Origin of the sequence: Pseudomonas sp. 37 R 15, assembly GCF_900004865.1 — a bacterium.
Lineage (GTDB): Bacteria > Pseudomonadota > Gammaproteobacteria > Pseudomonadales > Pseudomonadaceae > Aquipseudomonas > Aquipseudomonas fluorescens_AM.
In genome coordinates this window covers 1-26,067 of record NZ_CVTV01000033.1, presented here as the reverse complement: position 1 = coordinate 26,067, position 26,067 = coordinate 1, and the positions used below count along the sequence as shown (strand labels likewise).

General features: G+C 60.7%; 21 protein-coding genes. 6 read left to right on the top strand and 15 right to left on the bottom strand.

All coding sequences use genetic code 11. The features are described from left to right. Positions 1–3: 3 nt before the first annotated feature. The 3 genes from BFQ04_RS10780 to BFQ04_RS10770 form a co-directional block, all read right to left on the bottom strand. Positions 4–213 carry a hypothetical protein gene (locus BFQ04_RS10780; RefSeq protein WP_065887146.1) on the bottom strand — a complete coding sequence of 70 codons (210 nt, stop codon included), beginning with the start codon at positions 211–213 and terminating at the stop codon, positions 4–6. A 401-nt stretch (positions 214–614) separates the two neighbouring features. Further along, positions 615–1,853, bottom strand: coding sequence for an MFS transporter (locus BFQ04_RS10775; protein WP_065950801.1), 1,239 nt, complete (start codon positions 1,851–1,853; stop codon positions 615–617). A gap of 221 nt (positions 1,854–2,074) precedes the next feature. Further along, complete coding sequence (locus BFQ04_RS10770) at positions 2,075–2,461, bottom strand: TIGR03067 domain-containing protein (protein ID WP_065950800.1); 387 nt, start codon at positions 2,459–2,461, stop codon at positions 2,075–2,077. A 383-nt stretch (positions 2,462–2,844) separates the two neighbouring features. On the opposite strand from BFQ04_RS10770, the gene BFQ04_RS10765 reads away from it, so the two are divergent. Together BFQ04_RS10765 and lpxO are read left to right on the top strand one after the other, a co-directional pair. Continuing rightward, positions 2,845–4,137: a Wzz/FepE/Etk N-terminal domain-containing protein gene (locus tag BFQ04_RS10765; RefSeq protein WP_101220470.1), complete on the top strand. Its 1,293-nt coding sequence runs from the start codon at positions 2,845–2,847 to the stop codon at positions 4,135–4,137. A gap of 265 nt (positions 4,138–4,402) precedes the next feature. After that, positions 4,403–5,302, top strand: a complete 900-nt coding sequence (lpxO, locus tag BFQ04_RS10760; protein ID WP_065950798.1) for a lipid A hydroxylase LpxO — start codon at positions 4,403–4,405, stop codon at positions 5,300–5,302. Between the two features lie 16 nt (positions 5,303–5,318). On the opposite strand, the gene ligD is transcribed toward lpxO, so the two are convergent. Together ligD and BFQ04_RS10750 are read right to left on the bottom strand one after the other, a co-directional pair. Next, complete coding sequence (gene ligD, locus BFQ04_RS10755) at positions 5,319–7,844, bottom strand: DNA ligase D (protein ID WP_065950797.1); 2,526 nt, start codon at positions 7,842–7,844, stop codon at positions 5,319–5,321. Positions 7,845–7,868: 24 nt separating this feature from the next. Further along, positions 7,869–8,708 (bottom strand): non-homologous end joining protein Ku, encoded by an 840-nt coding sequence (locus tag BFQ04_RS10750; protein ID WP_065950796.1) that lies wholly within the window; start codon positions 8,706–8,708, stop codon positions 7,869–7,871. A gap of 204 nt (positions 8,709–8,912) precedes the next feature. Between BFQ04_RS10750 and BFQ04_RS10745 the strand changes: the two genes are divergently transcribed. Together BFQ04_RS10745 and BFQ04_RS10740 are read left to right on the top strand one after the other, a co-directional pair. Then, positions 8,913–9,227, top strand: coding sequence for a hypothetical protein (locus BFQ04_RS10745; RefSeq protein WP_065950795.1), 315 nt, complete (start codon positions 8,913–8,915; stop codon positions 9,225–9,227). Positions 9,228–9,238: 11 nt separating this feature from the next. Next, the gene (locus BFQ04_RS10740; protein ID WP_065950794.1) at positions 9,239–10,396 is read left to right on the top strand and encodes a PQQ-dependent sugar dehydrogenase; all 1,158 of its coding nucleotides are present in this window, start codon (positions 9,239–9,241) and stop codon (positions 10,394–10,396) included. A 135-nt stretch (positions 10,397–10,531) separates the two neighbouring features. Here the strand turns inward: BFQ04_RS10740 and BFQ04_RS10735 are convergent, their stop codons facing one another. Both BFQ04_RS10735 and BFQ04_RS10730 read right to left on the bottom strand, forming a co-directional pair. Then, entirely contained in the window at positions 10,532–11,011 is a 480-nt protein-coding gene (locus BFQ04_RS10735; protein ID WP_065950793.1) for a nuclear transport factor 2 family protein, read from the bottom strand. A 54-nt stretch (positions 11,012–11,065) separates the two neighbouring features. Continuing rightward, entirely contained in the window at positions 11,066–11,629 is a 564-nt protein-coding gene (locus BFQ04_RS10730; RefSeq protein ID WP_065950792.1) for a TetR/AcrR family transcriptional regulator, read from the bottom strand. A gap of 124 nt (positions 11,630–11,753) precedes the next feature. Here BFQ04_RS10730 and pssA point away from each other — a divergent pair, with 124 nt between their 5' ends. After that, positions 11,754–13,097 carry a CDP-diacylglycerol--serine O-phosphatidyltransferase gene (gene pssA / locus BFQ04_RS10725; protein WP_065950791.1) on the top strand — a complete coding sequence of 448 codons (1,344 nt, stop codon included), beginning with the start codon at positions 11,754–11,756 and terminating at the stop codon, positions 13,095–13,097. 82 nt (positions 13,098–13,179) lie between these two features. Here the strand turns inward: pssA and efeO (BFQ04_RS10720) are convergent, their stop codons facing one another. Genes efeO (BFQ04_RS10720) through efeU form a run of 4 tightly spaced genes read right to left on the bottom strand, consistent with a single transcriptional unit; the run spans position 13,180 to position 17,401 of the window. Then, positions 13,180–13,998 (bottom strand): iron uptake system protein EfeO, encoded by an 819-nt coding sequence (efeO, locus tag BFQ04_RS10720; RefSeq protein WP_065950790.1) that lies wholly within the window; start codon positions 13,996–13,998, stop codon positions 13,180–13,182. Positions 13,999–14,024: 26 nt separating this feature from the next. After that, positions 14,025–15,329, bottom strand: a complete 1,305-nt coding sequence (gene efeB, locus BFQ04_RS10715) for an iron uptake transporter deferrochelatase/peroxidase subunit (protein WP_065950789.1) — start codon at positions 15,327–15,329, stop codon at positions 14,025–14,027. A 13-nt stretch (positions 15,330–15,342) separates the two neighbouring features. Next, complete coding sequence (gene efeO / locus BFQ04_RS10710; RefSeq protein WP_065950788.1) at positions 15,343–16,545, bottom strand: iron uptake system protein EfeO; 1,203 nt, start codon at positions 16,543–16,545, stop codon at positions 15,343–15,345. Between the two features lie 10 nt (positions 16,546–16,555). Then, positions 16,556–17,401 carry an iron uptake transporter permease EfeU gene (gene efeU, locus BFQ04_RS10705; RefSeq protein WP_065950787.1) on the bottom strand — a complete coding sequence of 282 codons (846 nt, stop codon included), beginning with the start codon at positions 17,399–17,401 and terminating at the stop codon, positions 16,556–16,558. Between the two features lie 168 nt (positions 17,402–17,569). Here efeU and BFQ04_RS10700 point away from each other — a divergent pair, with 168 nt between their 5' ends. Further along, complete coding sequence (locus BFQ04_RS10700; protein ID WP_065950786.1) at positions 17,570–18,583, top strand: AraC family transcriptional regulator; 1,014 nt, start codon at positions 17,570–17,572, stop codon at positions 18,581–18,583. Positions 18,584–18,664: 81 nt separating this feature from the next. Here the strand turns inward: BFQ04_RS10700 and BFQ04_RS10695 are convergent, their stop codons facing one another. The 4 genes from BFQ04_RS10695 to BFQ04_RS28515 all read right to left on the bottom strand — a co-directional run bounded on the left by BFQ04_RS10695 (position 18,665) and on the right by BFQ04_RS28515 (position 25,997). Next, positions 18,665–20,080 (bottom strand): efflux transporter outer membrane subunit, encoded by a 1,416-nt coding sequence (locus BFQ04_RS10695; protein WP_065950785.1) that lies wholly within the window; start codon positions 20,078–20,080, stop codon positions 18,665–18,667. After that, positions 20,077–23,256, bottom strand: a complete 3,180-nt coding sequence (locus BFQ04_RS10690; protein ID WP_065950784.1) for an efflux RND transporter permease subunit — start codon at positions 23,254–23,256, stop codon at positions 20,077–20,079. Before BFQ04_RS10690 ends, BFQ04_RS10695 begins: the two co-directional genes overlap by 4 nt. A gap of 15 nt (positions 23,257–23,271) precedes the next feature. Then, positions 23,272–24,513, bottom strand: a complete 1,242-nt coding sequence (gene mexE / locus BFQ04_RS10685; protein ID WP_065950882.1) for a multidrug efflux RND transporter periplasmic adaptor subunit MexE — start codon at positions 24,511–24,513, stop codon at positions 23,272–23,274. A gap of 264 nt (positions 24,514–24,777) precedes the next feature. Next, a protein-coding gene (locus BFQ04_RS28515) for an IS3 family transposase (RefSeq protein ID WP_371914492.1) occupies positions 24,778–25,997 on the bottom strand; the annotation gives its coding sequence in 2 pieces (ribosomal slippage) (positions 24,778–25,652 and positions 25,652–25,997; 1,221 coding nt in all). Between the last annotated feature and the right edge of the window lie 70 nt (positions 25,998–26,067).

Here is a 26,067-nt window from a genome sequence, read left to right as displayed (position 1 = left end):
AGCTCAGTCCTGCGTCATAAGGACGGCCAGAGACATTTTGATGAACTCTTCATTGTCGCCGATCGTGAAAAGGGCGCCGCGCACATTGTCTGCCACTTCAGCGGAGCCGCGCTGCTCCACCCAGTTGGACAGTTCCATGATTGAGGCTTCGAGGGCGAGTTGGTTCTCGTAGAGTTTGGATAATAGGGAAGGGATCAGGTCAGAATTTGGCATCGTTGTTCCTCCTTGGAGTGGACAGCGTAGCAGGCAAATTATGGAGTTGGGAGATCGTTTGGCAGGACGCCGGAGGAGGGGGGTATGCAGTTTCGGCATGAGCTTGAATTTACCCGTTGGGACCAGTCTTGGAACCAACGGGTGCATTTCGGTGCGTTATTGTTGCTTACTCATGACGACTTGGCCCAGTAAACACTGATCACCAGTAATCACCATTATGCGTTTCATACCGCATGGTGATGTTAGCTGTGGAGATCAATTACTGTACCTATCAATGGGTTGCGAGCGTGACGGCTGGTGCCTTCAGGCATGCGTCAACAGCGACATCAAGGCGCGAAACCCGGTCGCTGAGCGGAAAATTCGGGATGTGTGTTGGAATTTGGCGCGCCTTTTCGCATATGTCAGGCAACAGTTGTATGGCCAGCGAAGGTTGGTTTGGCCAATGTCTCCGGCATGGCCAGCCACAGCAGCAGCAATGCGGCGGCGGCCACCCCGGCCAGGGTCAGGAAGGCGGCGTTGTAGCCGGCCATTTGCACCACGAAGCCGGCCAGGCTGCTGCTCAGTGCCGCGCCCAGGCCGAATACAGTCGACAGTGCGCCAAGGCTGACGTTGAAGCGGCCGGTGCCTTGGGTCAGGTCCTTGACGATCACCGGGAACAACGCGCCGAAAATGCCTGCGCCGATGCCATCGAGCATCTGCACGGCAACCAGCCAATAGGGGTCGTTGGAGAAGGTGTAGAGCACGCCGCGCAACGGCAGAATCATGACCCCGGCCAGTAGCAGCGGCTTGCGTCCCCACACGTCGGCCTTGATCCCCACCAGCATCGCCGTTGGCACCATCACCAACTGCGCAGCGACGATGCAGGCCGAGGTCAACGGCGTGGCCATCTGCAGGTTGATCTGCGACAGCTTCTGACTGACCAACGGCAACATCGCAGCATTGGCCAAGTGAAACAGCGCGCAGCAAATGGCGAACAGCAGCAACGGGCGGTTGGCGAGCAGCACGCTCAGCCCCGAGGGCTGCTCATGGTCAGTGTGATGAGCCGGGTCGAAGCCACGGGCCACCTCGTGGTCGATGGCCTTGGCCGGGACGCAACTGACGGCGATGACACTGGCGACGGCCATAAACGCCATGAGGTAGAACACCACTACCGGCCCGAACAGATACGCCAGGCCGCCGGCCAGCAATGCCGCTGCGGCGTTGCCGGCGTGATTGAAGGTTTCGTTGCGCCCGGTACGCCGGGTAAACGCACGCGGCCCGGTGATGCCCAGGGAAATCGCGGAAATCGCCGGGGCGAACACCGAGGCGGCGATGGCGCTGGCGGCCTGGGTCAGCGCCACCCAGCCGAATGAACTGACGAAAGGCAGCATCAGGCAACTGAGCGTGACCAGCAGCGCGGCAATCGCAATCACCGCGCGTTTGCTGCGGGTACGGTCGATCAACGCACCCGCCGGGCCCTGGGTGAGCAACGCGGCGACCCCGGCAAGGGTCATGACCACGCCGATACTGGCCGGATCCCATTGGTGTACCGCCAGCAAGTAAATCGCTAGGTACGGACCCAGGCCGTCGCGCACATCCGCGAGAAAGAAATTCAGGCTGTCCAGGGACAAGGCAGTGCGCAGGTCTGAGTGATGGGCCACGATGCTATCTTCCAGAGCGCAGTCCGGGGCTGGACACGCGTTGGGGTAGTGACCTGCACGCCGGGTCATTAGTTCGCTGTTGCCTGGCAATTGCAGGCGCAAAAAAAGCCCGCAAGCAGAGGCGGGCCAAGGGATTCACTGGAGTAGGTAGGCTTCACCTTAGAGGTCGGAAAGTGAAGGCCTTGTGAAAATGCTGTGATCAAACCGGATAAGCAGGCCGTTCATGCCCGACGCACGAAGGTGCGCATGGTCTGCCCCGGGCCTGTGCTGAATACAGTGGGCCGGGGCATGCCTTCATCGGCGGCGATGAACACAAAATGATCGTCCTCGAGGCGGTAGCTGGCCGGTAGCGACTTGCCGGCGTCCGCGCCGATGGCGTCCACCCAGGTAATGCTCTTGGGCGTGGTGTCGGCGTCCAGTACAAAACGGCCTGACAGCAAGATTTCCCCCTCGACGGTGACGACTTCGAATGTATCCGCGCTGATAGTGGTAATGGCACCTGGCGCGCTGTGCGCGTCGGGAGGGTTGAGCACGCCATTGTCTTCCAGGGCGATTTGCTCCCAGGCACCTTGCAGGGCGCGATAGTCCGTGGCTGAAGGGGATGGCATGCAATTTCCTTGTGCTGGGGTGGGGAGGCGGACAGTGGTACTGGCAATGTAACAGCACTGCAGATAATGGGATTTTTTTCTTTATGGGACAGCCATTTGACAGCTTTTTCATGTTGTATTGACTACGCTTGTAGCGTGATTAGTCCCACATCGAAATATGTTTGTGACTACACGTCGACATGAAGCAGAAATAATCCTTAAAGCAGTGGGATTTTTCGTCAGCCTAAGTGGTCAGACTGCCATTGGTCGGCCGTGTTCAGGGCGTTGTCCCTGACTTGAAGCCGCTAGGGCTTCCGCTAAGTGATGGCCTTTTAGTATTAATTTAAGGTGTTCTTATTTTGAATCGAAGTTCCTCGCTTACGCCTGCTGTAGCGTCTGATGAAATGGATCTGTTTGAATTGTTTAATGCCATATGGCGGCAAAAGAAGCTGATCGTGGGGTGTACGGTTCTGGCGGGGATACTGGGTGCGGGATATGCCTTTCTCGCGCCCAAGACGTACGAGGTCAGCAGTGTGCTGCGACCTGCGGCAATCAATGAGTTGGACGCGCTGAACCGCTCGGAAGTGTATAAGTTGCCGCCCGCTGATGCGTTGCTCAAAGTGGGCGCGCAGTTGGACTCTTATGAGGCGCGTCTGGGCTTCTTCAAGGACCATGAGGAATTGTTCAAGGCGTTCAAGAAGCCAGGGCAGACCCTGGAGCAGAGTTTTGAAGACTTCAATCGCAATTCGGTCAATCTGATCCTGCCGGACCCGAAAAAATCCGACTCGCTGAGTAACTATATCCGCCTGGAATTGCAGTACCCGACCGATGTCGACGGGGTGAAGATTCTCAACGGGTTTGTCGACTACGCCATTGCCGCAGAGCGTCAGCAGGTGGGGGCCGACCTCAAAGTGATCGTGAACAACCGCCTCAATGAGCTCAAGGGCAAGATCGGCGCGGCCCGTGCCAACTACGACACCGACAAGGAATCTAAGATCGCCAAGCTGCTCGAAGCCGACCGGCTCAAGCGCGCCCAATTGGAGGATGAACTCAGCGCCCTGCGCTTGCAGATGAAAATGGAGCGGACCAACCGCCTGGCCGAATTGGCTGAAGCAATCGGCATCGCCCAGTCGATGGGGATCAGGACACCGACCACGCCATCCTCGATGGCCGACTCCACGCGAACCGGCTCAAGCCAGGTGATGCGCACTGAGGTCAACAATCAGAAGATTCCGCTGTACTTCATGGGTACCGAGGCGCTGGAGGCTGAGCGCGTCGCGCTGCAAAAGCGCACCAGCGATGACTTCACCAACCCGCGTATTGCTGAAATCGGCAAGGAACTGCGGTTATTGGACGCCAACCGGGAAGTTGAAGTGCTGCGCAAACGTGGCAATGAAGACATTTTCCTGCAGGACGTAGAGCCACTGCGCGCCGAAGTCGCCAGGCTGCGTGGTTTGAACATCGACATGAGCAACCTGAAGCTGGTGACGATCGACCGCCGCGCCCAAGAGCCACTGTCACCGATCAAACCGAAAAAAGCCCTGGTCATTGCATTGAGCCTGGTGGGCGGTCTGCTGCTGGGCCTGATGGTCGCGCTGGTCCGCCATCTGGTGCTGACTCGACGCGACGTCGTGCCTTTCTCGGCATTGGAAGACAGCAGTTTTTCCCGCCGTGAGCGTAAGGACGATCAACTGTAAGCCATGGCACTGCCCTCCAGTGGGCGGGTCTTGAGGCCCGCCTGCTCATCCCCCCAGCACACTCAGTAGACAGCTTTTCACAATTCTTAGTTAACCTTTGGTTACAAAGTATGGCTAAATAACCGCCAATGGTCACACATCGCATGGTCCTCCAGCCGGTCGTGTTACCTGTATGTGAATTGTGATTTCAGGTGCTGCTATCCATCCTCGGCCGTTGTGGGCACGCAGGAGCAGCCTGTTTTCTCCCAGACGTGTGACGAATCCCTTGAAACTCATCATTGTTGCTCTCTACGTTGCCTCCATCGCGTATGTACATCTGCGTGGCCGGGTGCGACACAAGCTGGGCCGCCAACTTAGCGACCATTCGACGTTCCTGGCGCCGATCAACTGCTTCCTGTACCTGTTTTCCAGGCAACCCAGCCGCCCCTTTCTGTCGCCCAGCGACTTTCCGGACCTGAGCCCGTTGCAGGAGCACTGGGAAGAGATCCGCCAGGAAGGCCAGAACCTGATGCGGGCAGGAGAAATCAAACGTTCGCAGCAGTACAACGATGTGGGGTTCAACTCGTTCTTCAAGTCCGGCTGGAAGCGCTTTTATCTGAAATGGTATGGCGACAGTCACCCTTCAGCGATGAAGCTGTGCCCGCGCACCACCGAACTGGTGCAAAGCATCGGCTCGATCAAGGCCGCGATGTTCGCCGAGCTGCCGCCGGGCTCCAGGCTCGTGCGTCACCGTGACCCTTACGCCGGTTCCTATCGTTATCACCTGGGGCTGGACACGCCGAACGATCCGGGCTGCTATATCAATGTGGACGGCGAAAGCTATTACTGGCGCGACGGCGAGCCGGTGATGTTTGACGAGACCTACATTCATTATGCGCAGAACACCACATCCCATAACCGCATCATTCTGTTCTGCGACATCGAACGACCGATGAAATACCGCTGGGCAGCCGCATTCAACCGTTGGTTCAGCCGCAATGTGATGGCCGCTGCGGGGTCGCCCAATGACGAGGGCGACAAGACCGGCGCCCTCAACCGCGCCTTTACCCGATTGTATAAAATCAGGTTGCGTGGCAAGGAACTCAAAAAGCGCAATCGCACGCGCTATTACCTGGAAAAATGGGCAATCTTCGCCGGGTTGGCACTGATCTTCATCCTTATCTGAGCTGCGCGGGCGCGAATCACTTCGGTGGCTTCGCGCCTAGCTTGTCCCACATCTGCTTGCTGATCTTCTGACGATTGGCATAGCCGGCCCAAGGGTCGGCCTTCAACTCCCGCAACCGTTCGTGCAGATTGGCCACCGTCCATTGCTGGGCGCCGCGCAAGCTACTCAGTTCATCCCGACTGATGGGCACCGACACCGGCAGGCCCGGCCGTGCCCGCACGGAGTAAGCCGCTACGGTGCTGGCGCCGCGGGCGTTGCGCAGATAATCGATGAAGATTTTGCCTACGCGGTTCTTCGGGCCGCTGGTGGCGGTAAAGCGCTCCGGCAGTTGTTGGGTCATGAATTGGGCGATGGCTTTGGCGAAGGCTTTGACGGTGTCCCAGTTATCCCGTCGCGCCAGCGGTACGATCAGGTGAAAGCCTTTGCCACCGCTGGTTTTGACGAAGGCCTGCAAACCTATTTCATCCAGTACCGACAGCGTCAACTGCGCAGCTTCCAGCATGGACTTCCAGGGCAGGGCGGGGTCCGGATCCAGGTCAAGGACGAACAGGTCGGGGGTTTCGATCTTGTCCGTGGTCGCGCCCCAGGTGTGCAGTTCAACCGTGCCCATTTGCACCGCGCCGATCAGGGCATCGGCGCTGTCTATTTCCATCAGGCGGGCGTGGCCGGGGTCAAGTGCCGGGTCCAACTGCTTGATGTGCGGGATGGTCATGCGTTCGGAATGCTTCTGGAAGAACTGTTCGCCTTCGATGCCCTCTGGCGCCCTGAGCAGCGAGACAGGCCGGTTGCGCAGAAAGGGCAGGATGGATGCACTGATATCGGCGTAGAACTGCGCCAATTCCTGCTTTTGCGTGCCGCTCTGCGTGTCGATGACACGATCAGGGTGGGTGATTTTCATGGCTTTCACGGTTTTCACCGCCTTCCCGGGTTTTTTCGTCTTTGGCGCCTTCACCGATTTGGCCGTACGCGGCTGTTCATGAATGATCTGCGCAGCCGGCTTGTCGGTGCGCATGCCCACAAATGCAGCCTGGCGCACCACGCCTTCTCGGGTCCACTCGGCAAACTGCACCTCACCGACCAGACTGGGCTCGACCCAGTGCACGCCGCGCGCCTGGGCACTGGTCAACGGCTTTTGCAGCGGCGAGTCCGTGCGCTCAAGCGCGGTGAGCCTGGCATAGATGGCTTTGAGCGACGCCTGGTCGAAACCGGTGCCCACACGCCCCGCATACACCAGCCCGGCGTCGTCGTTGACCGCCAGGAGCAGCGCACCAAACCCGGTGCGCGAGCCTTGGGGGCGGGTATAGCCGACAATCACGAATTCCTGGCGCAAACGGCATTTGAGCTTGATCCAGTCGGCACTGCGGCTGGACACATAAGGGCTGCCGGCACGCTTGCCGATGACACCCTCCAGGGCCAGGTCACAGGCGCTTTCGAAAATGTCGCGGTGGTCGGCGGCAAAGGCTTCAGAGAAGCGCAGCAGCTTGCTCTTGCTGGCAGACAGGGCGGATTTAAGTGCCGCGCGACGGCTTTCTACCGGCTCTTGGCGCTGATCGCGACCGTCAAGAAACGGCGCATCGAACAGGTAGTAAACGATGTCGAGGCTGCGGCCGATATCGAAGGCATTCTGCAAGGCCTGGAAATCCGGCAAGCCGTCGCTGTTGAGGCTGACCACTTCGCCATCCAGCCAGCTGTCCTTGAGCTTGAGCGCTTGCAAGGCTTTGGCCTGGCGCGGCAGGCGCTCGGTCCAGTCGTGGCCGTTGCGGGTGAACAGGCGGACTTCACCGTCACGGATGCGCGCGAGGATGCGGTAACCGTCGAATTTGATCTCGTAATGCCAGTCACCTTCGGGTGCCCGGTCGACCAGGGTTGCCAGCTGTGGGGAGAATGCTTCGGGGACGGCGGTTGCTCGCTTGCGCGTGCTCGCCTTGGGGGCTGTCTTGGCTGCCGCTGCAGTTTTGGCCTTGCCCTTGGCCTTACCCACCACCGCGTTGCTGAGCACGCTGGCGGGTTCGGCCTCGACGACATCGTATTGCGCCGAGGGGCGCGCCTGTTGATCCTTTTCCTTGATCAGCAGCCATTGCTCCTTGTCACCGCTGCCTTTGAGCCGCGTGCGCACCAACGTCCAGTCCCCTGCGAGTTTTTCGCCGACGAGGCTGAATTTCAGTTTGCCGGCGGCGTAGGCCTTGTGCGGATCGTCATGGGGTTGCCAGATGCCGCGGTCCCACACGATCACATCCCCGGCGCCATATTGCCCGGCAGGAATACTGCCTTCGAAGCCGCCATAACTCAGGGGATGGTCCTCGACGTGCACCGCCAGGCGTTTCTGGCTCGGGTCCAGGCTCGGGCCCTTGGGCACGGCCCAGCTCAACAGCACGCCGTCCAGCTCCAGGCGAAAGTCGTAGTGCAGGTTGCGCGCAGCATGCTTGTGAATCACAAAACTCAGGGCCGAAGCGTTGCGCTTGCCGGCCGCTGACTTGCCGGCCGGCTCGGCGGTGATCTCGAAGTCGCGTTTGCGGTTGTACTCGCTCAGGGGCTTTGCCATGTCGTTCTCCAGCCTATGGCAGGCTCAAGAGGCCTTTTTATTGGATTTTTTTGCCGCTGGTTTTTTCGCCGCAGGTTTACCCGCCAGGCTGCGCTTGAGCAATTCGGTCAAGTCGATCACATCGGCGGATTTGCGCTCTTCGCTGCCTTCGCTCGATTCGACGTCCTCGATCTTGCCGGCCTTGGCCTTCTTCTCCACCAGCGCCATGATCTTTTCCTGAAAGCTGTCGCGGTATTCCTCGGGTTGCCAGTCTGCGCTCATGTCTTGCACCAGACGCTTGGCCATGTCCAGCTCACCCTTGGCCAGGGTCGGCTTGATCACGTCGCTGCCCAATTCCAGTTCATCCAGGCTGCGCACTTCGGCGGGCCAGCGCAGCATCACCAGCACCAGGGCCGACTCCAGCGGCATCAGTGCGGCCAGGTGTTGCTTGGTGTGCAACACCACGTTGGCAAGGGCAACCTTGCCGGTTTTTTTCAAGGTTTCGCGCAGCAGCGCGTACACCTTGCCGCCGCGTTTATCTGGCGCCAGGAAGTAGGGCGTGTCGATGTTCTGCAGGGGAATCTGGTCGCTGGCGACAAAGGCGATGATTTCGATGGTCTGGGTCGACTTCGGGTGGGCCGAGCGGATTTCTTCTTCGCTGAGCACCACGTAGCGGCCCTTCTCATACGCCACGCCCTTGACGATATTCTCTTTGTTGATCTCTTTCCCGGTCGCCTTGTTGATGCGCTTGTAGCCCACCGGGTCCATGCTGCGTTTATCCAGCCAGTCGAAATCAACGCCTTGGGAGGCTGTCGCCGACACCAGCGATACCGGGATGTGAACCAGACCGAAGCTGATGGCGCCTTTCCAGATTGCCCGGGGCATAGATACCTCTCCTTCAAAGAATAAGCCTGTGTTCTGGTGACTCATGGGCCCGGGCAAAAGTTTCGGCGGCTGGATGCTCGGACAGATCCTGTTACACGTGATGAGAAACAATTTGATGTCCCCAGCCGAACCCCTGGGGTAGCGTGTTATCGAAAGCACGAGCACTACTCGACATAGCACTACTCGACAGAGAGAGGCAGGGTCATGAACAGTTGTATGCGTTATCTGGCAGTGCTGGCATTGGGGCTCATCCTGGCCCCCGTAGCGCTGGCGCAAAACTTGCCGGGCCAATACGATTCCAACAACAGCCCCATTCATCGGGCCAACCCCAACAGCATGCAGGGCACCCAGCCCAATGCGCCGGCCGTTCGCGGTATCCAGACCGCCCCGAGCAACCCTCGGCCTACGGTGCAAAACGGCGGGATCGGCAATAGCTATCCCAAGCGCGACACCGCGCCCAGTCGCCCGACCACCGAGACCCAAGCGCCCACCTATGATGCCAACGGCAATCGCCGGTAAGGATCCGTCTTATGTTTCTACGCAAAACCCTGCTAGCCGCCCTGTGCGCAACTACGCTGCTGCCATTGGCCGCAGTCCATGCCGCCGAGGTCCGACAGTTTCCCAGTGAGCAAGGCAGCATCACGGCGACGCCGGTCGCCAAGGGCCTGCATCATCCCTGGGCGATCGCTTTCCTGCCGGACAGGCAAGGCTTCCTGGTGACCGAGCTTCCCGGCCAGCTGCGTTTTGTCAGCCAGGACGGCAAGCTTTCCGCGCCGTTGACGGGCGTGCCGCAGGTGTGGGCCAAGGGGCAGGGCGGTTTGCTTGACGTGGTGCTGTCGCCCGACTTCAAGCAAGACCGTCTGGTCTACCTGTCCTACGCCGAAGGGGGCGGTAAGGATGGCCAGGCCGGGACCGCCGTAGGGCGAGGGCGCCTGGCCGATGACTTGAGTGGCTTGAAGGACTTTACGGTGATCCTGCGCCAGGAGCCCAAGCTGTCCACCGGCAATCACTTTGGCTCGCGCCTGGCGTTTGACCGTGACGGCTACCTGTTCGTGACCCTGGGCGAAAACAACGACCGGCCCACCGCACAGGACCTGGACAAGCTGCAAGGTAAGGTCGTGCGCATCTACCCGGACGGTCGCGTGCCCGACGACAACCCGTTTGTCGGCCAGCCCGGGGTACGCCCCGAAATCTGGTCCTACGGCCAGCGCAACCCGCAGGGCCTGGCGCTGAATCCGTGGAGCGGGACGATCTGGGAAAACGAACACGGGCCACGTGGCGGGGATGAAATCAACATCATCGAGCGCGGCAAGAACTACGGTTGGCCGTTGGCCACGCATGGCATCAACTACTCCCTGACGCCGATTCCCGAGGCCAAGGGCAAGACCGTCGAAGGCACCGTGGCGCCGCACCATGTGTGGGAGAAATCGCCGGGGATCAGTGGCATGGCGTTCTACGACGCCGACCGCTTCAAGGCCTGGCAGCACAACCTGTTTATTGGCGCGTTGGCCAGCCAGGAGCTGATCCGGTTGCAGTTCGACGGTGACAAGGTTGTCCATGAGGAGCGTTTGCTGGGTGATTTGAAAGCGCGCATTCGCGATGTGCGGCAGGGGCCGGATGGGTATCTGTATGTGCTGACGGATGAAGATGATGGCGTGCTGTATCGCGTCGGGCTGGATCAGGACTAGGCAATCAGGACTAGGCAGATATAGCTGACGTTCCGAGATCCAAATGTGGGAGGGGGCTTGCCCCCGATGGCGGTGTATCAGTCACTGATGGACTCACTGACCGGTCCTCATCGGGGGCAAGCCCCCTCCCACAGGTTACAGGCCCAGCTCGGACAACCCCGGATGATCATCCGGACGCCGCCCCAACGGCCAGTGGAACTTGCGCTCGCTTTCCTTGATCGGCAGATCGTTGATGCATGCAAAACGGTTGGCCATCAGGCCGTTCTCATCGAATTCCCAATTCTCGTTACCGTATGAGCGAAACCAGTGGCCGGAGTCATCGTGCCATTCGTAGGCATAGCGCACGGCAATGCGATTGTCGGTAAACGCCCATAACTCCTTGATCAGTCGATAGTCCAGTTCCCTGGCCCATTTGCGCGTGAGAAAAGCCGTGGCTTCTTCGCGGTTGTGGGCGAATTCGGCGCGGTTGCGCCATTGGGTGTCCAGCGTATACGCCAGTGAAACCCGGTGCGGGTCGCGGGAATTCCAGCCGTCTTCGGCCAGGCGCACTTTTTCGATGGCCGATTCGCGGGTAAAGGGCGGCAATGGCGGGCGTACTTCTGCGTCAGTGGACATAGAGCAACTCCTGAAAACAGTAGAGCGGATCGAAAGTTGCCAAAAGCGTGCGGTTCAAAGTGCCAATAACGTTCGCGCCATATCCTGCGCATTATCGGCGGCCGTTGAATCGCCCATCACCAGGGCAACGGTAATGGCGCCATCGATCAGGATCAGCAGTTGCGCGGCCTGCCGCTCCGGGTCGGGGGTGCCATGTGCGTGACACAGCTTGAGTGCGTACTCGAACAGTTTTTGTTTGTGGGCCTTGGCCAGCAGGCGTACCGGGTCTTGCGCATTGCCGGTCTCGCCACTGGTATTGATAAAGGCGCAGCCGCGGAAATCCGCCGAGCCGAACCAGCTTTTCAGCGCGCTGAACAGCGCCAGCAGGCGCTCGCCACTGTCGTCGCTGCGCTCCACTTGCGTGCGCAACCAGTGCATCCAGCGTTCGTCGCGGCGCTGCAGGGCAGCAATCACCAGCTCATCCTTGTTGGCGAAATAGCGATAGATGCTTTTTCTCGAGACACCGGCAGTTTTCACCAGCAAGTCCACACCGGTGGCCGCGATGCCATGGCGATAAATCAGCTTCTCGGTAACGTCGAGAATGATATCGCGTGTTTCGTTAGAGGTCATATCGTTCATGGCTGGAACAGTAGAACGATCGTTCTTCTTGGTCAAGGGGCTTTTTCGGTTCGCGCTGACGAGACCTGAGCATCCTCATGGTGTAAGCTTTGGGCCTCTTCGGATTCGACCCTTTGCGAGCCTTATGCCGTCGTTCTTCAAACGCTCCCTGTTGCCTAAACTGCGCGGTTTCCCGGTGTCCATCGATGCCATCGAGGTGCTGTCCGGCGCCGATGCCTATCGGCGTTGCCTGCTGGAGAACATTGCGCAGGCCACCCGGCGCATCTACATCGTTGCGTTGTACTTGCAGCAGGATGAAGCGGGGCAGGAGATCTACGACGCACTGCACGCCGCGAAGGCGGCACGGCCGGAGCTGGACATCGTGGTGATGGTCGACTGGTTGCGCGCCCAGCGTGGGCTGATTGGCGCCGGCAAGCAGCCGGGCAACAGCGCCTGGTACCAGGCCATGACCCAGAGCCATGCCAGTGAAGTGCCGGTTTACGGCGTGCCGGTGCAAACCCGCGAATTGTTCGGCGTATTGCACCTCAAGGGCTTTGTGATCGATGACACGGTGTTGTACAGCGGCGCCAGCTTGAACAACGTGTACCTGCACAAGTTCGACAAGTACCGCTTCGACCGCTATCACCTGATCCACAGCCAGCCGCTGGCCGATTCCATGCAACATCTGGTGGAGCATGGCCTGGTGGCGTCCAAGGCGGTGCACCGCCTCGACTTGCCCAACCCGCCCACCACCCGCAGCCTGCGCAACGATATCGGTGACCTGCGCAGCCGGCTCAAGCATGCGACGTATGACACCAGTGCCGGGCAGTTGCCCAACGGGCACTTGCAGGTCAGCCCGCTGCTCGGTGTCGGCAAGAACAACCCGCTCAGCCGGGTGATCCTGGAACTGATCGCCAGCGCCCAGCAGCAGCTGACGATCTGCACGCCGTATTTCAACCTGCCGCTGCCGGTGACTCGGGAGATCAACCGGGCCCTGGCGCGCGGCGTGAAGATCGACATCATCGTCGGCGACAAGACCGCCAACGACTTCTACATTCCGCCCAGCGAACCTTTCAAGGTGATCGCAGCGCTGCCTTATCTGTATGAGATCAGCCTGCGTCGCTTTGCCAAGCGCCACCAGCCGATGATCGACAGCGGCCAGTTGAACCTGCACCTGTGGCGCGACGGTGACAACAGCTACCACCTCAAGGGCATGTGGGTCGACGAGCGCTACACCTTGCTGACCGGCAACAACCTCAACCCCAGGGCTTTCCGGCTCGACCTGGAAAACGCCTTGCTGATCGACGATCCCAAGGGTGAATGGCAAGCGCCGCGGTCGCAGGAATTGGCGCATATTTTCCAGCACGCCACGCGCATTGCCGGTTACCAGCAATTGCAGACGCTGGTGGATTATCCGGCGGCGGTGGGCAAGTTCCTGCGGCGGGTGAGCAGGGTGCGTATCGAGCGGTTGCTGTACCGGATTCTGTAACTCACCCGGCCCATAAAAAAACACCCAGGCTCCCGACGGGGCCTGGGTGTTTTTTTGCGCGGTCGGCTTGGCTCAGGCCCAATCAGTTCAGGCCCAACTTGCCGCGCAGCATCGACAGGTCCTCGGCCAGGGTGTTGACCGGGCCCACCAGGGCTTTGCGGTCGTTATCCTTGACCTTGTCGTAGGTCTCGAACCCGCCGTCCGGGGTCTTGTACTTGGCGAGGATTTTGTCCACGGTGGCAAAGTTCTTGTCGACCTTGGCCAGGAATGCCTTGTCTTGCTTGGCGATCTGGCCACGGAACAGGTCGACGATCTTCTTCGCACCGTCGATATTGCCCTGGAAGTCATACAGGTCGGTGTGGCTGTAGCGGTCTTCTTCGCCGGAAATCTTGGTGGCGGCCACTTCTTCAAGCAGCGCTGCCGCACCGCCGACGACTTTTTCCGGTGGGAAGGTCAGGCCGTCCACGCGGGTTTTCAGGTCCAGCACGTCGCTGTTGAGCTTGTCGGTGAGCGCGTCGAGGCCCTGGGTGGTGTTCTCGGAAAACAGGCTGTATTCGATGCGGTGAAAGCCGGTGAAGTCGTCGGCCTTCACGCCTTTTTCGTGGTCGTCGACACGTGAGTCGATGGAGGCGTCGAGGTCGCTGAACAGCTCGGCGATCGGCTCGATGGACTCGTAGTGCACCCGGGTCGGCGCATAGAGTTTCCTGGCGGTGGCCAGGTCGCCTTGTTTCACGGCGGCGGTGAAGGCCTGGGTCTGGGTGACCAGTTCACCGATCTCTTCGGTGACGTAGATCTTGTAGTCGGACACCGGCCCTACCAGGTCCAGTGGCGCCGTGGCGGCGAAGGCGGCCAGTGGCGAAAGGGTGATCAGCAATGACAACGCGAGGGTCGACTTTTTCATGGGACGGTATCCGCTCTGAGTTTGTTTCAGGTTTTGGCAGTAGTTTGAAGGGGCGTTGCCGCGAGCAGCGTGCGCCCGATGAAATCCTCAGCGCCCGTGACGCCCGGCAGGGTAAAGAAATAGCCGCCGCCGACCGGCTTGAGGTATTCCTCCAGGGGCTCACCATTGAGCCGGGTTTGCACGCTGATAAAGCCTTTCTCCAGGTCAGCCTGGTAGCAGATGAACAGCAGCCCCATGTCCAGCTGACCGTTTTTATTCACGCCGTTGGAATAGTTGAACGGCCGGCGCAGGATCAGGTTGGCCTGGGTCTCTGGGGTGCGCGGATTGGCCAGGCGGATGTGGGCATCGAGCTTGGTCACCTTGCCTTCCGGGTCCTTGCTGTAATCGGGCACCTGGGATTCCTTGGCGCCCCCCATCGGCGCGCCGGTGGGTTTGACCCGGCCAATGATGCTTTCCTGTTCCTGCAGCGGGGTACGGTCCCAGCGCTCGACGAAGTTGCGGATGATGCGCACCGCCTGGTAGCTGCCATGGGCGGCCCAGGCGGGTTCGTCACTGCCGGGCTGGACCCAGACGATGCGGTCCATGGCCTTGGCGTCGTTTGAGTCCGGGTTGGCCGAACCATCACGAAAACCCAGGAAATTGCGCGCACTTTGCGCAGGTTCACCGGCTTTGGCCGGCGCCTGGGGCGGTACGCTGCCTTCCTGTTTCCAGCGCACCAGCAACAGGTCCGGCAGGTTTTTCACGATGTCGCGCAGGGCGTGGATATTGGTGTCTGGCGTATTGGAGCTGAACTGCAGGCTCAGGTCGCCGTGGCACTGTGCCGGTTCCAGCGCATCGTTGGGAAAGCCGACCATGCGAGTCAGGCGCTTGGGTTTGGCTGCACCGAGGCCGAAGCGCTCATCGAACAACGACTCGCCGACCGAAACCGTGATGGTCAGGTTATCCGGCGTTACCACCGGGCCGAGGATGCCGGAGTCGGTGGGCGGCAGTTTGGGGTCGACCTGCGGCATGGTGCCGCCGCTCATCAGGAACGCGATGCGCTCGTTCAAGGTACGGAACAGACGTTCCAGGTCTTCCCGGTCGCTGGCCAGCACATCGAAGGCCACCACCATGCCGCAGGCCGGGCGCGGGGTGACGATACCGCTCTGATGCTGGCCAAAGAATGCGTGGTGGTCCTGGGTCTTGTCGCTGCGCGGCGCGGTGGTGACTTGTTCGGCGGCCGCAGCCATGGCCGGGCAGGTCAAGGTGCTGCCGGCGATGGCTGCGCCGGTGGCGGCCATGCCCAACAGGACTCGGCGACGCTGAAGGTTGAATTGTTGTGGATCACTCATGTCTGCGTTCGTCTCACTGCAGGCCGGAAAGGCCGAGGGCGGGGTCGATTCCATCGAGTGCGGCGGCCAGTGCCTTGGCCTTGTCGGCGATCTGCTTGCGCTGATCGGCCGTGACGCTGTCGTACGTGCTGTAGCGGCTGCCGACTTTGAAACCGGCAAGTTCGGCGTCCAATTGCGCCAGTGCGCTGTCGATGGTCGGCAGCAGATCCGCCGCCGACTGGGTCAACAGTGGGCGCATCAGGTCGACCACTTTGTGCGCCACCTGCAGGTTGGCGGCGAAACCGTTGAGGTCGATATGGCTGTAGCGTTCCTCTTCTCCGCTGGCGGCACGCACATCTGCCAGGCTGTTGAGGTTGCGCACCACAATGCTCACCAGTTGCTCCGGCGGCAGGGATTGTGCGAGCAGCTGTTGCTTGAGCGTGGTGACGTCGTTGACCAAACGCTGCGCAATGGGCGCCAGGCCATCGAGGCTGCGCTGCTGGAACAGGCTGTATTCCAGGCGGTGGAAGCCGCTGAAGGCCGGGTCCTGCTCGCGCTTTTCGAAGTAGTCGGCGCGGGCGTTGATCGCGTTGTCCAGCTCGGCCAGGCGTTGCGAGGCCGGCGCCAGGCGTTGGTAGGCTTCGCGGGCCGGTACGTACAAAGCCTGGGCCTGGGTGAGGTCGCCGGCATCGATTGCCTGCTGCAACGCCGTAACAGCCTTGACCAGCGCACTGCCCTGGCTGCTCAGGTACACGCGAAACTCCGACAGCGGCCCGATAAATGCCACCATCGACGGCTTGGCCCTGGCCTGGGCGTCGGACTCAGCGGTGGGCGTCACATGCAAGGTACCGCGTGGGTTACTCAGCAGGCCGCAGGTGATGGCGTAGTCGCCGGGCAGCAGGTTGGCGTTGATCACCTGGCTCAAGCCTGGGGCAATATTTTCCCGCTCTTCGACGACCAGCACGCCGTCGAGGATTTCCCATTCCACCGCGCGATCGGAGCGGTTGATGATGCGAAAGCTCGCACGCCCGGCCGGCACCGTCAGTGCGTTGGGCTCGCAGGCATGGCCGTGGATGGTCACCGCGATTTCATTGTGGTTGGCCTGGCGCTTGCCGGCGGCCAGCTGCGAGGCGTAATAAAACAGGCCACCGGCGGCGATCATCACGACCACCGAGCCGGCCAGGGCCCAGCGCAGCGCGCGGGATGGCGCAGCCGGTTGAGGGGTTGGGTTGGACAAGGGACGGTCCTTACTGGCTGGAGACGGAAGAAGGGTGGGTAACTGACTTGGCGGAAGGCGAGGGCAGGAAGAACATCACCAGGGCCACCACCAGGTAAATCAGATAGGCACCGAGCGTGCTGACCGTCGGTGCTTCCTGATACCCGAACATACCGGCCAGCACTGAGCCCAGCGGGCTGTCCATCGGCAGCGCGGCGCTGAAATCGAACAGCACGGTTTGCAGGTGATTCCACACGCCCGCTTCATGCAGGGCCTGCACCGAGTTGGCGAGAATGCCGGCCGCCACCACGAGAATGAACAGCCCGGTCCAGCGGAAAAACGCGCCGAGGTTCAGGCGCATGCTGCCGGAATAGATCAGAAAGCCCACGACAATCGCGAGGATCAGGCCGAGCAGGGCGCCCATCGGCGCGCCGGGGCCTTCGCTCTGCTGGAACACGGCGAGCAGAAAGAACACCGTTTCCAGGCCTTCGCGGGCCACGGCGAAAAACACCATGGCGATCAGCGCAAACACTTGATGCCTGGAACCGGCCAAGGCATGGTCAAGGGACTCATGCAGCGAATGTTTGATGGAGCGCGCCACCTTGCGCATCCAGAACACCATGGAACTGAGGATGCCCACCGCGACCAGTCCGACGATGCCCTCGAACAATTCCTGCTGTTTCTGCGGAAATTCGGCGCTGACCAGTTCCAGCCCACCGCCCACCAGCAAGGCCAGCGCAGCGGCGAGAAATACACCGATCCACACGGCGGGCATCCACTGGCCGCGCCCGGTCTGTTGCAGGTAACTGGCGATGATGCCAACGATCAACGCCGCCTCAATGCCTTCGCGCAGCATGATTAAAAAAGGAACGAGCATCGGGCACCACGGCGTAACTAGATAGGAAGCTAAGTTGTAACATAATGATACTCATTGCTAAACAAGAAATATTGACCTTTGCTGAACCTGGGCTGAACGGTGGTGGCGAAGCGCAACCGCCCTTATGATGCAGCCCACCTGGTTTGAAGTCGGATAACTCAACATCCCATGTCGGAAAAAGACACCATCTCCATCCACCTCGTGCGCGAAGCCTTGCTGCAAAGCTGTGCGCCTGGTGCGGCCACTGTCGAGGCATTGAGCAAAGTCGGGATTGATCCTGCGTTGCTTGAGCAGCCCAATGCTCGTGTCCCGGCCACGGCCTATGCGCGCCTTTGGCGTTTGCTGGCGCGGCGCAGGGATGACGAGTTTTTTGGCATGGACCCGCGCACACTCAAATCCGGTAGCCTGGCGTTTCTGTGTCGCGCCGCCATGGCGCAACCGAGCCTGGCGGCGGGCCTTGAAACCGGCCTGGGGTTTCTGTCGTTGATGCTGGAGCACATGCCGGCCCAGTTGGTTCGCCAACAGAGCCTGGCGGAAATCGTCCTGCTCGAACCCGATGAGCCCACGCGTGCGTTCACGTATTTCACTTATTGGATGATCGTCCACGGCGTTGCGTGCTGGCTGGCGGGGCGTCGCATCCCGATCCTGGCCATTGAGCTGCGTTGCGCACAGCCGGACTTCTGTGACGATTACCAGGTGATGTTTTCCGACAACCTGCGCTTTGATCGACCCCGTACCCGCATGATCTTTTCCGCCGAGTGCCTGGACCTGCCGATCAAGCGCAGCCCGCAGGAGCTCCAACGTTTTCTCGCCCATGCGCCGGCTAACATCCTGGTCAAATACCGCGATCCCGAAAGCCTCGCCACGCGCATCAAGCACGACCTTCGGCAGATGCCTCCCGATACCTGGCCGGAAACGGAGGGCCTTGCCGCCACGCTATGTATTTCCGCGTCCACCCTGCGCCGACGCCTGGCGGAAGAAGGGCAGACCTACCAGGGCCTCAAGGACAGCGTGCGCAAGGAACTGGCGATTGTATGGCTGGCAGAGCCGCAGATCAGCTTTGCCCAGATTGCCGAGCGGTTGGGGTTTGCCGATGCGAGTTCGTTTTATAAGGCGTTTCGTAAATGGAGCGGGTCGAATCCGGGGCATTACCGGAGTTTGATCCTGAATGATCAGAGCTGATAGGAAAAAAAAGCCCCGCGACCGAATGGATCGCAGGGCTAAAAATTGGCTGGATGCGACCAACCAAAGGAGCTCTTTACATCACTTGGCGGTAGCGACCACCGTATCCGGCTGCCAGCCACCCCCCAGCGCCTTGTAGATCGCGACTATCCCGCGATACAGGTCCACTTCGGCCTGGGCCTGGGCGTCTTCGGCGGCCAGGCGTTCGCGCTGGGCGTCGAGCAGTACCAGGAAGTCGACGGTGCCTTCGCGGTAGCGGATCGCTGCGAGGTCGGCGGCGGCGCGGCTGGATTCGCTTTGGCGGATCAGCGAGACCAGGCGTTGCTGGCGCTTGCCGTAGTCGCTGAAGGCGTTTTCGGATTCCTCCAGTGCCAGCAGCACTTGCTGTTCATAGGTTGCCAAGGCGCCATCGGCCTCGGCATTCGCACCGCGCAAGCGTGCGCGCACGCTGCCCAGGTCGAACGCGGCCCAGGTAATGCTTGGGCCCAGGGACCAGGCATTCGCTGCGGCCGAACCGATCTGCGAGCCGCGCCCGGCGGTAAAGCCGAGGAAGCCACTGAGGCTGACCCGTGGGAACAGGTCGGCCTTGGCCACGCCGATCCGCGCGGTGGCGGCGGCCAGTTTGCGTTCGGCGCTGAGGATGTCCGGGCGGCGTTGCAGCAGTTGCCCCGGATCGCCAATCGGTAATGCCTTGGCAATCGCCGGCAGGTTTTTGGGACTCAGGTCCACACTCAGTTTGTCCGGGCGCTGGCCGAGGAGGGTGGCGATGCGGTTACGCTCGCGCACTTGCTCGGCCTGCAGTTGCGGCACGCTGGCTTCTACCGCCGCCAGGCGCGCATCGGCACGTTCCACGTCAAGCTGATCACCCACACCGGCATCGCGCAGGCTCACGGTGATGCTGCGCGAGTCCTGCTGGTTCTTCAGGTTGTCCAGGGCGATGCGCTCACGCAGCTGTGCACCGCGCAGTTGGCCGTAGGCATCCACCAATTCGGCAATCATGGTGACTTGCAGTTGGTACAGGTCGGCTTCGGCCACTTGTTGGTCGGCGTCGCTGGCTTCCAGGTTACGGCGGATGCGCCCGAACAGGTCGACCTCCCAGGCCATGTCCAGGCCCAGGTCGTAGCGCTCGCTGTTGACACGCCTGGTGGTCTGGCCAGGAATCTGGCCTTTGCCCACGTCACTGCTGGCGCGGGAGGTGACCACCGGCATGATGTCGTTGGCCGCGTCATCACGAATCGCACGTGCCGCCCGCAGGCGGGCAAACGCTACGCGCAAATCACGGTTGCCGCTCAATGACTGGGTCACCAGCTGGTTAAGTGTCGGGTCTTCGAACTGCTGCCACCAGATACCTTCGTATTTGGCGTGGTCGTAGCTTTTGCTGTCGGCGGCGGCCGTGATATTGGCCGCCTCCAGCTGTTGGGTCTTGTAGTCCGGGCCTACGGCACAGGCGGCGAGCGCCAGTAACAGCAGGCTCGGCAGGAATATTTTCACACTCATTGCTGTGTCTCCAGCTTCAGGGCCTTGGCCGCTTTGCGCGCTTCCTGGCGCTCCACATAGCGCCGGATCAGTACGTAGAACACTGGCGTCAGCAACAGACCGAAGAAGGTCACCCCGATCATCCCGGAGAACACCGCCACGCCCATGGCATGCCGCATCTCGGCACCGGCACCGCTGGACAGCACCAGCGGCACCACGCCCATGATGAACGCGAACGAGGTCATCAGGATCGGCCGCAGACGCAGGCGGCAGGCTTCCAGTACCGCAGCCAGTGGGTCGAGGCCTTCCTGCTGTTTATCCTTGGCAAACTCGACGATCAGGATCGCGTTCTTGCAGGCCAGGCCCACCAGTACGATCAGGCCGATCTGGGTAAAGATGTTGTTGTCGCTGCCCGAGAGAATCACTCCGGTGATGGCCGACAGCAGCGTCATCGGTACGATCAGGATCACCGCCAGCGGCAGGCTCCAGCTTTCGTATTGGGCGGCCAGTACCAGGAACGCCAGCAGCACGCAGAGCGGGAACACGAACAGCGCGGTATTGCCCGAGAGGATTTGCTGATAGGTCAGGTCGGTCCACTCATAGGTCATGCCGTTGGGCAGTTCATCTTTCAACAGCTTTTCAATGGCTATCTGGGCCTGGCCGGAGCTGTAGCCCGGTGCGGCGTTGCCGTTGATTTCAGCGGTGATAAAGCCGTTGTAGTGCATCACTCGATCGGGACCTGAGGTGTCGCTGACCTTGATGAAGGTTGCCAGCGGGATCATCTCGCCTTTGTTGTTGCGCACTTTCAACTGGCCGATCTGGTCGGCGTCCTGGCGGAACTGCTGCTCGGCCTGCACGTTGACCTGATAGGTCCGTCCGAAGCGGTTGAAGTCGTTGGCATACAACGAGCCCAGGTAGACCTGCAGGGTGTCGAAGATGTCGCTGATCGCCACGCCATGGGTCTTGGCCTTTTCACGGTCGATGGCCGCGTCGACTTGCGGCACGTTCACCGTGTAGCTGGTGAACAGGCCGAACAGCTCGGGCACGTTGTGGCTCTTGGCGATGACGTTCTGCACTTCTTTGTACAGCTCGTCATAGCCGAGGTTGCCACGGTCTTCGATCTGCAGGCGGAACCCGCCGATGGTGCCCAGGCCTTGTACCGGTGGCGGCGGGAAGATCGCCATGTAGGCTTCTTCGATATTGGCGTATTGACCGTTCAGTGCACCGGCAATCGCACCGGCAGACATGCTCGCGTCCTTACGTTCGTCGAAAGGCTTCAAGGTCACGAACACGATGCCGCTGTTCGGGCTGTTGGTGAAGCCGTTGATCGACAGGCCGGGGAAGGCAATCGCGGCTTCCACGCCAGGTTGTTTCAGGGCGATCTCCGACATGCGCTTCATCACGCTTTCAGTGCGGTCCAGGCTCGCGGCGTCGGGCAGTTGGGCGAAGGCCACCAGGTATTGCTTGTCCTGGGCCGGTACGAAACCGGTCGGGGTGTGGGCAAACCCGAAGAACGTCAGCACCATCAGGCCGGCGTACACGAACAGGGCAATGCCGCTGCCGCGAATCACCCGGCGTACGGTCCCCACGTAGCCATGGCTGGCCTTTTCGAAGAAGCGGTTGAACGGACGGAACAACCAGCCGCCGAAGACCTTGTCGAGGAACCTGGAGAAACGGTCCTTCGGCGCGTCGTGGGCACGCAGCAGCACGGCAGCCAGGGCAGGGGACAGCGTCAGCGAGTTGAACGCCGAAATCACCGTCGAGATTGCAATGGTCAAGGCGAACTGTTTGTAGAACTGTCCGGTCAAGCCGCTGATGAAGGCGGCCGGGATGAACACCGCGCACAGCACCAGCGCCGTGGCGATGATCGGGCCGGTCACTTCGCTCATGGCCTTTTCAGTGGCCGGGAACGGCTCCAGGCCCAGTTCGATATTACGCTCGACGTTCTCCACCACCACGATGGCGTCGTCCACCACGATGCCGATGGCCAGTACCAGGCCGAACAAGGACAGCGCGTTGAGCGAGAAGCCGAACAGGTGCATCACCGCAAACGTACCGATCAAGGAGACCGGGACCGCCACCAGGGGAATGATCGAAGCGCGCCAGGTCTGCAGGAACAGGATCACCACCAGCACCACCAGAATCAGTGCTTCGAACAGGGTATGCACCACCGCTTCGATGGAGCCGCGCACAAAGATGGTCGGGTCATAGGCGATGCGGTAATCCATGCCCGCCGGGAAGCTCTTTTTCAGCTCGGCCATTTTTGCGCGTACATCGTTGGAGATGTCGATGGCGTTGGAGCCGGGACGCTGGAAAATCGGAATCGCCACGGCCGGCTGGTTATCGATCAGCGAGCGCAGCGCATATTGGCTGGAGCCCAACTCGACCCGGGCGATGTCCTTGAGCCGTGTGATTTCACCGTTGGCACCGGCGCGAATCACAATGTTCTCGAACTCTTCCTCGGTGACCAGGCGGCCTTGGGTGTTAACCGACAGTTGGAAGCTGGTATCACTCGGCGCAGGCTGGGCGCCCAGGGCACCGGCGGCCACCTGACGGTTCTGTTCGCGAATCGCCGTGACCACATCGGTCGCGGTCAGGTTGCGTGAGGCGGTCTTGTTCGGGTCGAGCCACACGCGCAGGGAATAGTCGCCCATGCCGAACAACTGCACGTCGCCGACGCCGCCCAGGCGGGCCAGCTCATCCTTGATATTGAGGATGGCGTAGTTGGACAGGTACAGCATGTCGTAACGCTGATCCGGGGAGGTCAAGTGCACCACCATGGTCAGGTCGGGGGAGGCCTTGTCCACGGTGATGCCGATGCGTGTCACTTCCTCAGGCAGTTTTGGTTGAGTGCGCGTCACCCGGTTTTGCACCTGCACCTGCGCATTGTCCAGGTCGGTGCCCAGGGCGAAGGTGATGGTCAGGGTCAGCTTGCCGTCGGCGGTCGACTGCGAGGACATGTACAGCATGTTCTCGACGCCTGTAATGGCTTGCTCCAGCGGAGCCGCCACGGTTTCGCCGATGACTTTGGGGTTCGCACCCGGGAAGTTGGCGCGTACCACGACGGTCGGCGGCACCACTTCCGGGTATTCACTGATCGGCAGCTGGAACAGCGAGATTGCGCCTGCGATCAGGATCAACAGTGACAGCACCGCTGCGAAGATCGGCCGCGAAATGAAGAACTTGGAAAAATTCATCTTGAGTCGTATCCCTTAACCGCGTGGAGTCGCGCTGCTGGCAAGCTTGGGCGCGGTTTTGTCCGGCGCCACTTGCTCCAGGTTGCTGGCTTCAAGCGCTTGTCGTTGTTGGGCCAGGGCGGCGAGGGTTTCCTGGCTGGCCATCGGAATGGTTTCCGGCGCCACCGGTGAGCCCGGGCGCACGCGCTGCAGGCCCTTGACGATAATGGTGTCGTCCTTGTTCAAGCCGCTGCGCACGATGCGCAAGCCTTCGATCTTCGGGCCCAGTTCCACGGCGCGATAGGCCGGCTTGTCGCCTTCCATCACCAGTACGAACTTCTTGCCCAGGTCGGTGCCCACGGCTTCGTCGTTGATCAGCACGGCGGAGTAGGTGCCGCTGCCCACCAGCTTCAGGCGCGCATACAGGCCAGGGGTGTATTCGCCCTTGCTGTTATCGAACACTGCACGTCCGCGGATGGTGCCGGTGGCCGGGTTGACCTGGTTGTCGACGAAGTTCATCTGGCCCAGGTGCGGGTTGCCGGTTTCATTCGACAGGCCCAGGTACACCGGCGTGGTCGCGCCGCGACGGCCTTGGCGGGCCAGCTCGGTGTACTTGAGGAACACACGCTCATCGGCATCGAAGTAGGCGTAGACCTTGTCGGTGGAGACCACACTGGTCAGCGCGGTGGTGTCGGCGGTGACCAGGTTACCGGCGGTGATCTCGGCACGGCTGACGCGGCCGCTGATGGGCGAGGTGACGCGGGTAAAGCTCAGGTTCAACTTGGCCAGGTCCAACTGCGCCTGGATCCCGGCCATCGCGGCGCGGGCTTCCTGGGCCGCAGTGGCGCGCGAGTCGGCGAGTTCGGCGGAGATCGCATTGCTCTGGCGCAGGCGTTCACCGCGTTGTGCTTCGTTTTCACTGCGGGTGGCCGCGGCCTTGGTCTGCGCAAGCTGAGCTTCAAGGCGGCGCACTTCGGCCTGGAACGGGCGCGGATCGATCTGGAACAGCAGGTCGCCTTTCTTGACCAAAGCGCCTTCGGTGAAAGCGACTTGGTCAATCTGGCCAGAAACCCGCGGACGAATCTGTACGGTTTCCGGAGCTTCCAGGCGCCCGGTGAATTCATCCCACTCGTTGACCGGCTGTTCCAGCACCTTGGCCACGCTGACTTTGGCAGCAGGCATGGCGGCCGCTTGTTCCGGGGTCTTGCCGCACGCGCTCATCACCACCACGGCCAATATCGCCAGGGGCAAGCGCAAATGTTTGAGTGACTGTTCCATGAGGTGCATCCGCCAATGTATTTGAGATGGGCGGATCATGCGCGGGGAGGCGGTATGTCACGAATCGAATGAAGCAAAGGTAACTATCATTCGGAATGATATAAGCGCCGGGGACAGCCCCCTAGTGTGCAGTTTTAGTTAGGGAGCTATCAATGTGATTGATGGCAAATACTGTTGTTGCTGGCGTGTTTGAACTCACCGGTATTGTCCCAGCCTCGCAGGCCGGGTGGATTAGCCCCTACAAAACCGGACACCAACTCCCCGTTAAATTGATGCTGCCGCCAAGCGCCTGAACTCCCTCGGTGAGCGATATTTCAAGGCGCTGTGTGGATGCTGCTCGTTGTAATGCTCGAAGGCAATTGCCAGGTTACGCAGCGCCGTTTCTCTATCTGGTTTGGGCATATGCGCCACGTAGTCACGCTTGATAGTCTTTACGAAGCTCTCGGCCATGCCGTTGCTTTGCGGGCTACGCACCGGTGTCGTTACCGGTTGCAAACCGATCTGCCGGGCAAATGCGCGCGTCTGTTCAGCGGTGTATGCCGAACCGTTGTCGCTTAACCACTGCACTGGCGTAGTCGGCAGTTGGTCACCAAAACGCTTCTCTACGCTTTCCAGCATCAAGTCGCGGATATCATCGCCACTGTACCCGGTCGGGCTCGCGACCCAGCCGATGGCTTCACGGTCACAGCAGTCCAGGGCGAAGGTCACGCTCAGTTTGGCGCCATCCTCGCATCGGAACTCAAAGCCGTCCGAGCACCAACGCGTATCGCTGGTTTTCACGGCAATACGGCCTTCGTGCCGACGCGGCACGCCGGGCTGTTTGATCCGGCGCTCAAGCAGCAGGTTGTGATCACGCATGACCCGGTAAACCCGCTTTACATTGATCGCAGGGAGTCGTTGCTTTTCTCGTGCACGGCGCAGTAATCCCCAGACGCGACGGTAGCCATAGCTGGGCAGCTCGCTGACCTGTTGCTGAATTTCGACTACCAACTCAGCGTCATTCACAGGCCTGCTTCGCCGTACTCTGGGCGATAGCGATTGCTTGATCCGAACCGTTAATTGCGAGCGCGCCACACCGAGACATTTGCTGACCAGCTTCACTGGTCGTCCCCCGGCAACAAGGGTGAGTGCGCAATCCATTTTCGCGACCGGGCGATCTCTACGGCCTCTTTTAGAACTTCGGCTTCCATCGTCTTCTTGCCCAGCATCCGCTGCAATTCGCGGATCTGCTTGAGCGCATCGGTCAGTTCCGACGCCGGTACAACGGCTTCGCCAGCACTGACCGCCGACAAGCTTCCGTCCTGGTAAAGCTTGCGCCACAGGAACAGCTGGTTGGCGTTGATGCCGTTGCGTCGGGCCACTACGGACACGCTTTGTCCCGGTTCAAGGCTCTCGCGAACCATTGCCAGTTTCTGGTCGGTGCTCCAGCGACGCCGGCGCTCCTGGCCGAGCAATTCGCCACCCTTATTATTGCTGTTAGTCATAAACATACCCGTTTGCCTATCCCTTATCTTAAGGGGGGAACGGTGTCCTGTCTTTCATGGGGCTCGTTCA

Bases quoted from the DNA above. Each gene is read 5' to 3' on its own strand.
- BFQ04_RS10780 (WP_065887146.1), bottom strand. From the start codon at position 213: ATGCCAAATTCTGACCTGATCCCTTCCCTATTATCCAAACTCTACGAG.
- BFQ04_RS10770 (WP_065950800.1), bottom strand. From the start codon at position 2,461: ATGCCATCCCCTTCAGCCACGGACTATCGCGCCCTGCAAGGTGCCTGG.
- BFQ04_RS10765 (WP_101220470.1), top strand. From the start codon at position 2,845: ATGGATCTGTTTGAATTGTTTAATGCCATATGGCGGCAAAAGAAGCTG.
- ligD (WP_065950797.1), bottom strand. From the start codon at position 7,844: ATGGCAAAGCCCCTGAGCGAGTACAACCGCAAACGCGACTTCGAGATC.
- BFQ04_RS10750 (WP_065950796.1), bottom strand. From the start codon at position 8,708: ATGCCCCGGGCAATCTGGAAAGGCGCCATCAGCTTCGGTCTGGTTCAC.
- BFQ04_RS10745 (WP_065950795.1), top strand. From the start codon at position 8,913: ATGAACAGTTGTATGCGTTATCTGGCAGTGCTGGCATTGGGGCTCATC.
- BFQ04_RS10740 (WP_065950794.1), top strand. From the start codon at position 9,239: ATGTTTCTACGCAAAACCCTGCTAGCCGCCCTGTGCGCAACTACGCTG.
- BFQ04_RS10735 (WP_065950793.1), bottom strand. From the start codon at position 11,011: ATGTCCACTGACGCAGAAGTACGCCCGCCATTGCCGCCCTTTACCCGC.
- BFQ04_RS10730 (WP_065950792.1), bottom strand. From the start codon at position 11,629: ATGAACGATATGACCTCTAACGAAACACGCGATATCATTCTCGACGTT.
- pssA (WP_065950791.1), top strand. From the start codon at position 11,754: ATGCCGTCGTTCTTCAAACGCTCCCTGTTGCCTAAACTGCGCGGTTTC.
- efeO (WP_065950790.1), bottom strand. From the start codon at position 13,998: ATGAAAAAGTCGACCCTCGCGTTGTCATTGCTGATCACCCTTTCGCCA.
- efeB (WP_065950789.1), bottom strand. From the start codon at position 15,329: ATGAGTGATCCACAACAATTCAACCTTCAGCGTCGCCGAGTCCTGTTG.
- efeU (WP_065950787.1), bottom strand. From the start codon at position 17,401: ATGCTCGTTCCTTTTTTAATCATGCTGCGCGAAGGCATTGAGGCGGCG.
- BFQ04_RS10700 (WP_065950786.1), top strand. From the start codon at position 17,570: ATGTCGGAAAAAGACACCATCTCCATCCACCTCGTGCGCGAAGCCTTG.
- BFQ04_RS10695 (WP_065950785.1), bottom strand. From the start codon at position 20,080: ATGAGTGTGAAAATATTCCTGCCGAGCCTGCTGTTACTGGCGCTCGCC.
- BFQ04_RS10690 (WP_065950784.1), bottom strand. From the start codon at position 23,256: ATGAATTTTTCCAAGTTCTTCATTTCGCGGCCGATCTTCGCAGCGGTG.
- mexE (WP_065950882.1), bottom strand. From the start codon at position 24,513: ATGGAACAGTCACTCAAACATTTGCGCTTGCCCCTGGCGATATTGGCC.